Genomic DNA, 12,531 nt, shown 5'->3' on the forward strand with positions numbered 1-12,531 from the left:
TTATGACTTTCGCTCCCAGCTTAATGTGTATGTTGTTATGTAATCATAACCGCAAACGAGGTCCACCATTTTTGTTGATATCCATTGGCTAATAAAGGCGTAAATTAGGATATCCCAATCGATCACATACGCCGTTAAAATAAAAATGCTACAGTTGATCCAAAACAGAGGACGTCCAGGCAGGACGTTTTTTTTTATTGAAATGATAAGTGCAACAACCCCAATTCCACCATTTGAAACGTTATTCCGTAACAATAATCCAATTCCTAATCCTAAGAAAATAGAACCGATAATTAAATCAACCCAAACCAATCGATAGCTGATTGAAAAAATGTTCTGTGATACAAATATGAATATCGATGTAACGGTAATTGCAATTAACGTACCGAAAACACTTTTTCCACCTAGATATTTTAGGCCTAAGAGGAGGAGAGAAAAATTTACTATCCACAATGCAATTCCTATATGAACATGAAATAAGTGGTTAATTAGGACAGCTAATCCCCCTGCTCCTCCTGAAGGAATGTCATTAGGGAATAGGAACACACCCATACCAAACCCTTGAATGATACCCCCTGCTATAACTTGCTGACCTTTCCCGAATATATATTTCATAGCAAACGTCCCTACATTTAGTTTAAAGGATATAACTATCAATAAAATGTATGCTTGTACAATTGGGATATGTATGTTTATTCCGTCGTTCTCGTGCTGAGTAGTGGAAAAAATTGTTTACTTCCTATTGTCTTTTTAGTAAAGTTTGGTACTATTATATACAATTTCTATGAGTGAAGGGGAGAGGGGCATGATTAGGAAGTTAAATGAAACTGATCGAGATAATTGTGTTTCATTCATAAGTGATGAACCAGCAGAAAATTTATTTATTATAGGAGATTTAGAGGCATTCGGCTTTGATGAAGACTTCCAAGAGGTGTGGGGAGACTTTGACGCCAATGGGAAGATGAGGGCGATATTGCTTCGTTACCGTCAAAACTTTATTGTCTATGCACAAGGGCAGTTTGATACAAAAGGCATTGCGCAAACGATTGAACAACATCCACAGCAAAAGAAAATCATCTCCGGTATTTCATCGGTCGTGAATCAAATCATGCCACATGTACAAATGCAACCAGGAAAATCCCGTGAATTTTTTTATGCCAAATGTGAACAACTCCAAGAGGTTGAAAAGCAATATGTGCAAGTGAGAAAAGGTAGTATTGTCGATATCCCGCGTATTCTTGAATTACACGATCAAATCCCTGAATTTGAAACGAGAGAAGGCCGTCAAGAAAGTATGACCCGAAATATGAAGGATGGGTTCTCCCGTGTTTTTTATGTAGAGGAAGATGGTGAGATGGTTTCATCTGCCATGACAACAGCGGAAAATAGTATGTCTGCAATGGTAATAGGGGTTTGTACACTTCCGGGATATAAGCGAAAAGGATATGCAAGTGCTTGTATGATAAGGTTGTGCAATGAATTGTTACAGGAAGGAAAACAACTTTGCTTATTTTATGACAACCCAGAAGCTGGAAAAATATATAAAAGATTAGGATTTGTTGATATAGGTAAATGGGTGATGAATGAATATTAACAATATTGTAGATAAAGTGGTGGTGTCGTGAATTTAAAACAAAAAGCTTTGGAAATTGCAGGGATATATTCGAAGAATTCGAAGATAGATGCGGTTATGTTAGCAGGATCTGTATCAAGGGGATGGCATGACAAGTACTCTGATATTGAACTCAACCTTTTTTGGGCAGAACGAATTACAGATGAAGATCGAAAACAACCGATAGAAAAAGTAGAAGGAAACCTTTTATCCTATCATCCCTACGAAGAAGAGGAATGGTCAGAAAGCTATATTACCAATGGTATGAAAATAGAGGTTAGTAGTTTTTTAACATCCACAGTGGAGAATGTTATACGGGATGTTGTAGAACGATATGATACGGATTATGGAAAACAATGTATTGTCACAGCAGTCAAAACAGGAATTGGTTTATTTGGAGAGAATAAAATAAAAGCAATGAGAGAAAAAGTAGACTCATACCCGGTTCAGTTATATGAAAAAATGATTATTGCTAATTTAGATTTTGGGAATCAGTGGAATAATCGGAACGGACTTCTTCAACGAAAGGACTGGGTTATGCTTTATGATGTTATAAATACTATACAACGGAAATTGTTTGGCATATTATTTGGTTTGAATCATATGTATATTCAACATCCACAGTTTAAATGGATGCAAAATACGATTGACCAAATGAATATAAAACCTAAGAGACTAGTAGAACAGATGGAAAATGTTTTGCTCGATACCCCTACTAACGGATTAAGAGAATTAGAGACACTTATCAAAGAAGTCCTTTTATTGGTTGAACGTCATATGCCTCATCTTCCTCTAGAAGAGCATAAACAACTCATTTATTATGCAAAATAGCCAGGTTGCCAAGAGAAAGCAGGAGGGGAATCGTTTGAATAAAGCCTTATTACATATGGAAGGGTTAGCTGTGTTATTGGTAAGTGTATATTTTTACGCCTCGTTAAACTTTAGTTGGCTTTTATTTATTGTGTTGTTTTTTATTCCAGATGTGTCTATGGTAGGATACGGAATTAGTAAAAAGTTTGGTGCTCTTACATACAATATATTTCATACTTACACCGTTCCTACTATTTTCATTTTAATGGGAGTCTTTTCAACAATGGAAACTTTAGTAATGATAGGATTAATATGGTCAGCCCACATCGGTATGGATCGAATGATTGGATACGGTTTAAAGTACCCAACCAGTTTTAAGGAAACCCATTTGAATCGGGTCTAGTGTTATGTTCCATGAGAGGGAGTGACTGAATTGAAGGGGAGAAGTACGAATATAAAGATATTCATTCTGTCAGTATTTATATTATTTTTCATTGGATGTAAGAACAATACGAGCACTACTAGCAACACGAACAGTGAGTTTACTTACTCATTTGAAATGGACGTAATTGAACAGGAAGATAAGGATAAAATACTAAAGTGGTTAAACGAATCAGATCAAACTCCAACAAGAATATATGAAATTAATGACGAGACTAACAACCGCCACTATATTTACGCACATTCGAAGATTTATAGTGAAGTGGATGTGGGGCAAAGCGACGAAAAGATCATAGTTACCTTTAAAAACGAAAAGGTTGAAAGTTCTATACATGATACCTTAGTGAAAATAAAAATTAACCCCGATAAAATGAATTCAGTTGTATTAAAAACTGAATAAAACAAATATAAAAAAGGAAGGAGCATGAGTTTTCATGCTCCTTCCTTTTTTATACTAATGATATTTGATATTTTTTTAATAGATCTTTGAAAGCAGGGCGCTTATTCCCGTCCCGTCCTACTACTTCATGGGCGGTTACTAAAGAATTAAGTACTGCTTCTTCTGTTGCTTCTCCAACGGCACGAAAAGCAACATCTAAATCATCGTCGTGTATCATTTTAGTTGAAATGATGTCCTTGTTGTTTGCATGGGGAATGGTTGTTGCGGTTGAAAACCCAATGGCAATTTCGCCACTGCCGTTTGTCATAATTGAACCAGTTCGCGCCAATCCATTTGCCGTACGTTTGATCATTCGATTTAGCTGTCGTTCAGATACGGGTAAGTCAGTAGCAACGACCATCATAATGGAACCTTTGTCTTTTTCTTCATAATCTCTTTCTATATAATCCTTTAATTCCTGACCAACATATTTACCGTTTACCGTTAAATCACGTAAAATGCCAAAGTTAGATTGAACGAGTACACCAATTGTATATATGCCGTGATCGAGTTTAATTTTTCGAGATGCAGAACCAATACCACCTTTTAACGAATAACATAATGTTCCTGTTCCTGCACCAACTGCTCCTTCATCAAAATTTGAATCTGCTGTTTCTAATGCTTGTAATACATGCTCCTTCCCAACAAATCCTGCCCGAATATCGTTAAGTAACATGTCGTTACATTCCCCAACAACTGGATTAACTGTTCCTGTTGTACGGCCTATTTCCCGGTTATGCTCTAACATATAGGATATAACTGCATCCATCGCAACTCCTACACTCAATGTATTTGTTAATACGATTGGGGTTTCTAATGTACCTAGTTCTGCTAATTGAACAGTGCCAGTTGTTTTCCCAAACCCATTTAAAACATGACTCGAACCAATCAGCTTTTCTTGAAATGTATTCCCTTGATGGGGAAGGATGGCAGTAACTCCAGTCTGTTGCTCGCCATTACTAAGGGTAACTTGTCCAACCGTTACACCTTCAACATCTGTTATGGCATTTCGCGGTCCAGTCGCAAGCTCCCCAATGGTAACTCCATAATCACGAATCCGTTTTTTGTTGTGCATGAACTTCACCTCGGCTACTTTACTTTATATATCGAACGTCTTTATTTTTCCGTTTCTTTACCTCTTCCATCTTTTTATAATATGCGTTTTCTAAGTCGATTTCAAAAAAGTTTGCGATTTTCATTAAGTATGCAATACAATCAGCCATTTCCTTACCTAAGTTATCCTTTACATTTTCGATTGCATGCTGAAACGCCTCTTCTTCGGAGATTCCGTTTTGAATATCTTTGTTCGTTAAGTTAAACATCGTTCGCAACTCTTCAGCTACTTCGCCAACCTCTGTAGTAAGGAGCATGTAATTGTTTAATAAGGAAGCTCGGCTCTTTTCGTAACTTTCATCATCTATTTCCCAGTTCATATATTTTACAAATTCTTTAGAGAAAGCTTGCATTTCTTTCATTTAAAACACCTCTATAATTTTTTTCATTATAAAAAATTGTATCATATAAAAAGGGCTCTAATGTAACTAGAGCCCTTTTAAATACATCTATCTATCTATTTCTTCCTACAATTGTGAAAAAACTTCATCATTCATATGAAAATAAACGCCACCAATACCGTAATGTATGTACCCGCCTTTTATTAACATGAGATATACTGTCGTTCCATCTTGGAGTTGTATTGATAGTTCTTTCGTATTGTTGTTATTACGATTTCCGATTTTATCTTTAATATCTTGATAAGTGATTGGTTCTGTCATAGTTAATTTCTGAACAAATGTTTTTATTAGTGATGTATTTTTAACTTGATTAAAATGATCAATGTGATGGTTCCAATCATTAAGGCTACGTATATAAGCTGCGTTCACATTACCGATCAAATTCATATTTCCAAATACATCAGCACCATTTCCTATGTTGATTAAAGAAGAAGATTTGCAAATACATCAATTAAATACTACTGATATCCATATTGAGAGAATCGTAGATTATTTGTTCAAGGAAAAACTATAAGTGTTTGTCCCTTATTATAGTGATAAAATTAACAGATTTAAGACTAATAGGTCTGGGTCAACCAATAACATCAGTCTAAATTTTTACCAATGATTCTTTATATAAAAATGAATGATTGTTGAAATTGCATCATACATATACTTTTGACAAGGTCAAAGCAGTGTGATATTGTGTTAAACAACTTAATATGGAAGTCCACTAGGGGCGCCATTTGGCTGAGAAAAGGATGTAATCCTTAGTCCCTTTGAACCTGATCTAGTTAGTACTAGCGGAGGGAAGTGGAGACGACTTTTATTGTTATTAGTCTATGCGTCTGTAATTTATATGCATTCGTGTATTCTTTTTCCTATCTAATTTCCAAGTCGCTCCACCAGGAGCGGCTTTTTTATGTTTATAGAGATTCTCCCCTATGTGACTTCCTCATTAAGTTGAACAATACATAGGAAAGAGGAGGAATTTGTTTATGAGTTTTTCACAACAATTACGTAACGAAGCGGATCACATTTTTGATGCGTGTTTTCATCACCCATTTATTCAAGGAATTGCAAAAGGAGAGGTGGAGAAAGATCAGTTAATTCATTACGTAAAGCAGGATTTCGAATATTTAAATGCGATGATTCAGTCCCGGGCGTTTGGGATGGCTAAGTGTACAAATCGTGAGGACATGGAAATGTTTAACACAGGTATCGATTTTATTCTTAACAGTGAGATTCATCCCCATAACAACTTTTGTGAAGTAGCTGGAGTAAAATATGAAGATTTGCAAGGATACCCTTTAGCACCAACGGCACAACATTATGTTAGTCATATGTTAAACGTTTCTCAAGAAGGAACATTAGGTGAAACTTTAGCAGTAACGTTACCATGTCCTTGGATTTACTTGTATGTTGGAAAGAGAATTTTAGAAGAGTTTGAGATTCATGAGGACCACCCATTCTATGATTGGATTACATTCTACGGGGCCCAAGAAGAGCCGCGAATGAATGTTTATTTACAACGACTTGATGAAATAGCAGAACAATCAACAGAGGAAGAGAAACAAAAAATGTATGATCACTTTATGACGAGTAGTCAGTTGGAATGGATGTTCTTTGATATGGCATATCGTGTTCAAGATTGGCCTGTTCAAGGTGAAAGAGTGAAATGAAGACGACCAAAGGATTAAACTTACGGGAAATTATTGTTATGGCAGCTATTGCCGCCGTTTTTGGTGTTTTATATTTGGTATGGATATTTTTCGGTCAGTTTATTCAGGCCACATTTGGACCAGTAGGGTGGGGATTTATTTCTGGTTTCTGGATTATTGCGCCTATTCTATGCGCTTATATTATTCGTAAACCGGGTGTAGCTCTTATTGCAGAGTTGATTGCAGCAACGATTGAGGTTTTAGTCGGTTCTGTAAATGCAGGGGTCGTATTACTTCTAGGCTTTACTCAAGGTATAGGAGCAGAGTTAGCGTTTGCTATATTTTTATATCGTAACTATCGACTTCCAGTGTTAATGTTAGCCGGTATATTTGGGACATCAGCGAATTTCATGACCATTTACTTCTTGTACGGTTATAGCCAATATTCCAATATTCTAACAGGACTTATGTTTATGGCAATGGTTATTAGTGGAGCACTTATAGCCGGTTGGGGCAGTAAGAGCATTGCAGATGGTTTAAGTCGTACAGGGGTGCTTGCTAACTTTGCACTTGGAAAAATATATCACGAGCAAAGGAATGAACAGTATGCTTCTCAAGAGCAGTGATGTAACCGTTCATTATCCCCTTGAAAGGAATCCAACCATACAAAATGTAAATCTGAACGTAAGAAAAGGGGAAAAGGTGCTTATTCTAGGGCCGAGTGGGGGTGGAAAAAGCACCCTTTCTCTTACCCTTAATGGTATTATTCCGAGGACGATTGACGCAAACAAGTCAGGTGAAGTTATCATTGAATCAAAATCGGTAACAAGTATATCGTTATGGGAAGTAAGTAAGCGAATTGGAGTACTGTTTCAAAATCCTGAGGCACAGTTTTGTATGTTAACCGTAAAAGATGAAATTTTATTTGGATTAGAAAATTTACGGTTAAGTAAAGCAGAGATGCATTACCGTTTAAATGAAGCGCTTGACCAAGTAGGATTAATGGAATGGCGGAATGCAAACATTCATGATTTATCCGGAGGAATGAAGCAGAAGCTCGGTTTTGCATGTTTACTAGCGATGGATCCAGATATTTTGATTCTTGATGAACCAACAGCCAATTTAGACCCGCAGGCAACAGAAAGCCTGTTTCAACTTGTAAATAAATTAGCGACTGAGTTCAATAAAACTGTTATTTTTATTGAACATAAGGTAGATCATGTGTTGCCTTATATCGATCGTATTATTGCAATGGGTGCGAAAGGGAGTATGATTGCAGACGATAAACCTAAATCAGTGTTCGAAAAATATACAAAAACATTACAAGAAGAAGGCATATGGATTCCGAAAGTGTATCGTTTTGCAAAGGACTTAGAAAAGCAAGGAGTTAATTGGACCCGTGTTCCTTTTACGTTAATGGAATGGGAACAAGAATGGAAGAAAGCAAAGCTTCCAGAAAAGACCAACCTCCCACTTATAATTGAAAACAAGAAGAGCAAAATGGGTCCACCTGTTATACAATTGCGGAATATTTCCTTTGGTTATAGCGAAAACCTTACATTACGAAATATTAATATGACGATACATAAAGGAGAATTTATAGCAGTCGTAGGACCAAACGGTGTAGGAAAGAGTACGTTAGCTAAAATTTTAATCGGAATACTGTCTGCTGAAGGTGAGATCAGACTGCATGGAAAACCGGCACATACGAATGATCTATTAAAACGAATTGGGTATGTTTTTCAAAATCCTGAGCATCAATTTGTTTGTGATACGGTTGAAGAAGAACTAACCTATGGAATGACATTACTTGGTCTGGAAGAGCAAATGATGAATGAACAGGTTGATCATCTATTGAAGCAATTTCAACTCGAGAAAAAACGATTCTCTAACCCGTTTTCATTAAGTCAAGGACAAAAACGACGACTTTCTGTAGCATCGATGCTTGCTCATGCTCAAGATTTATTAATTCTAGATGAACCAACATTTGGTCAAGACGAAGTGAATACAGATCGGTTAATGACCTTATTGCAAAGGGAAAATGGTAAAGGAAAGACGATTTTTATGATTACTCATGATATGGATCTCGTCTATCAATACGCAAACAAAGTTATTTTATTAAATGAGGGAGAAATTCAGTATGAAGGTGACGTAGAATCCTTTTTTCAAAGAACATCTATTTTAGAAAAAGCTTCCTTAACTTTGCCAGTTTCCTACAATTTAGATAAAGCAATTATGGAAGTGAAGAAAGGGGGGGTGTATGTTAGCAAACTATCAAAAAAGTAATCACTTTTTACAAAAAGTGAATCCAGTTGCTAAGCTTGCTAGCTTATTTGTTGTGATTGGATTTTTGGCTTTCGTCTTTGATCCTTGGACACCGTTATGTTTGCTCATCATTACCATTATGAGTATTACTCTCTTAGGAAACATTCCGATCCGTTTCTTATTATTCATATTGCTTCCTTTCACCTTATTTGCTTTTAGCTTTTTATGGATACAAGTTGTTTTTCCTGATGAAACAGGTGCTACAATATTATTTCATATTGGCAGCTTTCCTGTAGCACTCGAAAATGTAATGGTGGGATTATCCCTGGGGTTACGATCTCTAGTATTTGTTTCATGGTCAATGTTGTTTGTTCTCACCACTGAGCCAACAAAGCTTATGCTCAGTTTAATTCAAAATTGTAAACTTCCCCCTCGTTTCGGTTATGGTGTGATGGCAGCTTATCAATTCCTACCAATGTTCCGACAGGAGTTAAATCAAATGCGTACTGCTCACCGAATTAGAGGACTCGGCAAACCAAAAGGGTTTAAAGAAAGAGTGAAAGAAATGAAACGTTATACGGTCCCTTTATTAGCTAGTGGTATTCGAAAGGCAGAAAGAGTGGCAATTGCAATGGAATCAAAAGGATTTGACGGTGGTCGAGATCGTAGTTATTATGATTCCATTCGATGGACGAGATATGACGTAATCTATTTCGGGGGTATCCTAATAGTGTTTCTTAGTTTATATGTTCTGAGGAAGGTATATACAGTATAAAAGAGCCTGACACATCGTTGTGTCAGGCTCTTTAGTCATTAGTTGATTGTTACGTCATTGATCATATAAATTCCAGATGGGTGAACCCAGAATCCGTCAACATTTTTACCAACAGCTGAAATGTCTTCATCATTACGAAGGAAGATCATTGGTGCATCTTCTACTTCCTGTAATTGTGCTTTTTCATAGTATTCTAGACGTTTTTCAACGTTTGATTCTTTACGTCCAAGGTCGATATACTCGTCGACATCAGCGTTATCGTAGAACGTACGGTTACCTTCAGCACCGTGAGCATCTGTATGGAATAGGAAATACTGGTTGTAGTCAGCGTCACCAGTCATGTTAGACCAACCAAGAACGAACATATCATGTTCACCTTTCTTCGTTGATTCTAGGTATGCGCCCCATTCCATTACTTTAATTTCAACATCGATACCAATTCCTTTTAATTGTGAAGCAACAACTTCAGCTACATCTACACGTGCCTGGTTATCATTAGTCCAGATAGAAGTTTTAAATCCATCTTCATAGCCCGCTTCTTTAAGAAGTTGTTTTGCTTTCTCCAGATCATAACCATAACCTTCAACTTTGTCGCTATAACCCCAAACACCAGGACCCATAGGACCTTCTGCCTTTGTTCCTACACCGTTAAATACACCTTCTAAAATGATATCAGTGTCAACTGCGTAGTTAATTGCTTGGCGTACTAACTTGTTATTAAATGGTGCTTTTTGTGTGTTAAAACCGATATAGTCAATACCTAGACCAGTACTACGAACTAAATTCATGTTTGGACTATTTTCTACTCGCTCAATTTCTGTAACTGGTACTGGATCAGCAATGTGGCTTTCTCCAGTTTCAACAAGTGAAATTCGTGTTGCATCTTCTGGAATCACTTGGAATACAACAGAATCAATTTTTGGCTTGTCGCCCCAGTAATTTTCGTTTTTAACAAGTTCAATTTCTTGTCCCGGGATCCAGTTCTCAAATACGAAAGGACCTGTACCAGCAGGATTTTGTCCTAAATCAGACCCATGCTCATCAATTGCTTTAGGACTCACAATTCCACCAGCATAGTGAGCGAAGTTAGATAGTAACGGAGCAAATGGGTACTCTGTAACGAATTGAATAGTGTAATCATCTACTACTACAATCTCTTCAATCATTTCAAACAGTTTTTTACGAGGAGATGCAGTTTCCTCATCTAAAATACGTTCGAAATTTTTCTTAACGGCTTCAGCGTTAAATTCTGCGCCGTCATGGAAGACAACGTCATCACGCAGGTAGAATTCCCAAGTGTTGTCATCAAGTTGTTCCCAACCTGTTGCAAGGTTTGGAAGTACTTCCATTTCTTTGTTCTGCTTTACTAAACCTTCATAAATTTTTCCGTGATATACGATCGCGGAAGGAATATCTGTTCCTTTATGTGGGTCTAATTGCGCTGCATCCGAAAGGACACTAATAATTAGTTCTCCACCATCAGCTCCATTACCGGAACTATTTGAATCACTATCTGGTTCTTGTGCACATCCGACGATGAAGACGGATAGTAAAGCTGTCATCATAAGTAGATAAAACGGCTTTTTAAAGTTCATCGTATTTCCCCCTAATATAGATTTATTTTTGTATGGACAAGACTGCCCAACAATTATGTGGAAGTTGTCGAACATTCGTTCAAACAATTCCAAAGGTAATCACCGCCATGCAGTAGCTAGCGCTCGTATACATGCCTTTCTACCATATTGCATGAATTGTAATCATCATTATTAAGAAATGCAGATGATAACGACGCGATTGTGGATTGTCCATGGTAGAAAGAAGTGCATTTAAGCAAATTGAAAGGTTACTAGCAACATAAAGTGGAAGAAGCTGGCTTCATAGAAAGATAAAGGTTATCTACTTCATATAACTTTCTTCCGACTTGTTGGAGCTAGTAGAGGAATATTTGATGGACTACCACCTTGCGCGTTTCTCCTATTATAAAAAATTTCTGAATTTTGTGTTTCTGTTTTCTTTACTTAAATTTAAGGAATGATGACAAAATAGAAAAAACATAACAAATAATCGACATTTTCTGATAATTTTTGTATAACGATTTGAAAGAAACGAGGTGGTCATCATGAACAACAATGTAGCAAAGGAAGCAGAAACACAGGAAGTCGTTAACGTTTCCTATACAAATGTAAAGCTGGAACAATTTTTTGACGTAATGAAGAAGATTATGAAAAATAGGATGGCAGTAGCGGGTGGGCTTATTATAGGATTATTTGCCTTGGTAGCTATCTTCGCCCCGTGGATTGCACCTTATGATCCTACTCAAGTTGATTTAATGAAAAAGCTTCAAGGACCTTCTTGGGATCATTGGATGGGTACAGATGACAAGGGCCGAGATATATTAAGCCGTGTCATTATGGGGTCAAGGCTGTCACTGGCAGTAGGTGTTATCTCCGTTGCAATTGGTGCTATTGTTGGAATTATTTTAGGACTAGTTGCCGGGTATTACGGAAGATGGTTAGATACAGCCATCATGCGTTTTATCGATGTTCTGTTAGCATTCCCGGGAATCTTATTAGCATTAGCGATTATTAGTGCTCTGGGACCAAGCTTAATTAACGTTATGATTGCAATTGGTATATTCTCTATACCGACGTTTGCACGTATTGTTCGAGGCTCAACGTTATCTGAAAAGAAAATGGAATATGTAGATGCGATTCGATCACTAGGTGCAACGGATGGTCGAATCATATTCGTTCATATATTACCGAACATTTTATCACCAATCATTGTGCAAGGGACTTTACGTCTAGCTACAGCTATCTTGTCCGCAGCAGGACTATCCTTCCTTGGCATGGGCGCACAGCCGCCATCACCGGAATGGGGAGCGATGTTATCACAGGGACGAAGCTTTTTATATTCTGCACCACACGTTGCTGCTTTCCCTGGTTTAGCAATCGCATTTGTTGTATTAGGCTTTAACTTATTAGGTGATGGTTTACGTGATGTTCTCGATCCAAGAATGAAACAATAAGGAGTGT

At 37.1% G+C, this 12,531-nt stretch carries 14 protein-coding genes and 1 riboswitch; of the genes, 9 read left to right on the plus strand and 5 right to left on the minus strand.

The genetic code is table 11. The features are described 5' to 3' along the window. A complete protein-coding gene (locus tag NLW78_RS03405; protein ID WP_254495583.1) occupies positions 1-615 on the minus strand; it encodes a YitT family protein in 615 nt (204 codons plus the stop codon). 190 nt (positions 616-805) lie between these two features. On the opposite strand from NLW78_RS03405, the gene NLW78_RS03410 reads away from it, so the two are divergent. The 4 genes from NLW78_RS03410 to NLW78_RS03425 are packed head-to-tail and all read left to right on the plus strand — an operon-like array spanning position 806 to position 3,263. Further along, entirely contained in the window at positions 806-1,594 is a 789-nt protein-coding gene (locus tag NLW78_RS03410) for a GNAT family N-acetyltransferase (RefSeq protein ID WP_254495584.1), read from the plus strand. 27 nt (positions 1,595-1,621) lie between these two features. Beyond that, complete coding sequence (locus NLW78_RS03415) at positions 1,622-2,443, plus strand: DUF4037 domain-containing protein (RefSeq protein ID WP_254495585.1); 822 nt, start codon at positions 1,622-1,624, stop codon at positions 2,441-2,443. A gap of 34 nt (positions 2,444-2,477) precedes the next feature. Next, positions 2,478-2,825, plus strand: coding sequence for a DUF4260 domain-containing protein (locus NLW78_RS03420; protein ID WP_254495586.1), 348 nt, complete (start codon positions 2,478-2,480; stop codon positions 2,823-2,825). Between the two features lie 30 nt (positions 2,826-2,855). Then, a complete protein-coding gene (locus NLW78_RS03425; protein WP_254495587.1) occupies positions 2,856-3,263 on the plus strand; it encodes a hypothetical protein in 408 nt (135 codons plus the stop codon). A 49-nt stretch (positions 3,264-3,312) separates the two neighbouring features. On the opposite strand, the gene NLW78_RS03430 is transcribed toward NLW78_RS03425, so the two are convergent. The 3 genes from NLW78_RS03430 to NLW78_RS03440 form a co-directional block, all read right to left on the minus strand. Further along, positions 3,313-4,377 (minus strand): DmpA family aminopeptidase, encoded by a 1,065-nt coding sequence (locus tag NLW78_RS03430; protein ID WP_254495588.1) that lies wholly within the window; start codon positions 4,375-4,377, stop codon positions 3,313-3,315. 19 nt (positions 4,378-4,396) lie between these two features. Continuing rightward, complete coding sequence (locus NLW78_RS03435; RefSeq protein ID WP_254495589.1) at positions 4,397-4,777, minus strand: MazG nucleotide pyrophosphohydrolase domain-containing protein; 381 nt, start codon at positions 4,775-4,777, stop codon at positions 4,397-4,399. Between the two features lie 105 nt (positions 4,778-4,882). Next, positions 4,883-5,203 carry a hypothetical protein gene (locus NLW78_RS03440; protein WP_254495590.1) on the minus strand — a complete coding sequence of 107 codons (321 nt, stop codon included), beginning with the start codon at positions 5,201-5,203 and terminating at the stop codon, positions 4,883-4,885. 317 nt (positions 5,204-5,520) lie between these two features. Then, positions 5,521-5,624: riboswitch (TPP riboswitch) on the plus strand. A gap of 169 nt (positions 5,625-5,793) precedes the next feature. Between NLW78_RS03440 and tenA the strand changes: the two genes are divergently transcribed. Genes tenA through NLW78_RS03460 form a run of 4 tightly spaced genes read left to right on the plus strand, consistent with a single transcriptional unit; the run spans position 5,794 to position 9,496 of the window. After that, positions 5,794-6,477, plus strand: a complete 684-nt coding sequence (gene tenA, locus NLW78_RS03445) for a thiaminase II (protein ID WP_254495591.1) — start codon at positions 5,794-5,796, stop codon at positions 6,475-6,477. Continuing rightward, positions 6,474-7,082: an ECF transporter S component gene (locus NLW78_RS03450; RefSeq protein ID WP_254495592.1), complete on the plus strand. Its 609-nt coding sequence runs from the start codon at positions 6,474-6,476 to the stop codon at positions 7,080-7,082. Before tenA ends, NLW78_RS03450 begins: the two co-directional genes overlap by 4 nt. Beyond that, positions 7,021-8,742 carry an ABC transporter ATP-binding protein gene (locus tag NLW78_RS03455; RefSeq protein ID WP_254495593.1) on the plus strand — a complete coding sequence of 574 codons (1,722 nt, stop codon included), beginning with the start codon at positions 7,021-7,023 and terminating at the stop codon, positions 8,740-8,742. Before NLW78_RS03450 ends, NLW78_RS03455 begins: the two co-directional genes overlap by 62 nt. Then, positions 8,717-9,496: an energy-coupling factor transporter transmembrane component T family protein gene (locus NLW78_RS03460; RefSeq protein ID WP_254495594.1), complete on the plus strand. Its 780-nt coding sequence runs from the start codon at positions 8,717-8,719 to the stop codon at positions 9,494-9,496. The genes NLW78_RS03455 and NLW78_RS03460 overlap by 26 nt, the downstream gene beginning before the upstream one ends. A gap of 38 nt (positions 9,497-9,534) precedes the next feature. On the opposite strand, the gene NLW78_RS03465 is transcribed toward NLW78_RS03460, so the two are convergent. Next, positions 9,535-11,091 carry a glutathione ABC transporter substrate-binding protein gene (locus NLW78_RS03465; RefSeq protein WP_254495595.1) on the minus strand — a complete coding sequence of 519 codons (1,557 nt, stop codon included), beginning with the start codon at positions 11,089-11,091 and terminating at the stop codon, positions 9,535-9,537. Positions 11,092-11,615: 524 nt separating this feature from the next. On the opposite strand from NLW78_RS03465, the gene nikC reads away from it, so the two are divergent. Further along, a complete protein-coding gene (gene nikC, locus NLW78_RS03470) occupies positions 11,616-12,524 on the plus strand; it encodes a nickel transporter permease (RefSeq protein ID WP_254495596.1) in 909 nt (302 codons plus the stop codon). Positions 12,525-12,531 lie beyond the last annotated feature (7 nt).

The sequence above is a fragment of the Salirhabdus salicampi genome (assembly GCF_024259515.1).
Lineage (GTDB): Bacteria > Bacillota > Bacilli > Bacillales > Alkalibacillaceae > Salirhabdus_A > Salirhabdus_A salicampi.

What these genes read in the sequence shown, in the direction of transcription:
- NLW78_RS03405 (WP_254495583.1), bottom strand. Translation starts at nt 615, where the DNA reads ATGAAATATATATTCGGGAAAGGTCAGCAAGTTATAGCAGGGGGTATC.
- NLW78_RS03410 (WP_254495584.1), top strand. Translation starts at nt 806, where the DNA reads ATGATTAGGAAGTTAAATGAAACTGATCGAGATAATTGTGTTTCATTC.
- NLW78_RS03430 (WP_254495588.1), bottom strand. Translation starts at nt 4,377, where the DNA reads ATGCACAACAAAAAACGGATTCGTGATTATGGAGTTACCATTGGGGAG.
- NLW78_RS03435 (WP_254495589.1), bottom strand. Translation starts at nt 4,777, where the DNA reads ATGAAAGAAATGCAAGCTTTCTCTAAAGAATTTGTAAAATATATGAAC.
- NLW78_RS03440 (WP_254495590.1), bottom strand. Translation starts at nt 5,203, where the DNA reads ATGAATTTGATCGGTAATGTGAACGCAGCTTATATACGTAGCCTTAAT.
- tenA (WP_254495591.1), top strand. Translation starts at nt 5,794, where the DNA reads ATGAGTTTTTCACAACAATTACGTAACGAAGCGGATCACATTTTTGAT.
- NLW78_RS03450 (WP_254495592.1), top strand. Translation starts at nt 6,474, where the DNA reads ATGAAGACGACCAAAGGATTAAACTTACGGGAAATTATTGTTATGGCA.
- NLW78_RS03460 (WP_254495594.1), top strand. Translation starts at nt 8,717, where the DNA reads ATGTTAGCAAACTATCAAAAAAGTAATCACTTTTTACAAAAAGTGAAT.
- NLW78_RS03465 (WP_254495595.1), bottom strand. Translation starts at nt 11,091, where the DNA reads ATGAACTTTAAAAAGCCGTTTTATCTACTTATGATGACAGCTTTACTA.
- nikC (WP_254495596.1), top strand. Translation starts at nt 11,616, where the DNA reads ATGAACAACAATGTAGCAAAGGAAGCAGAAACACAGGAAGTCGTTAAC.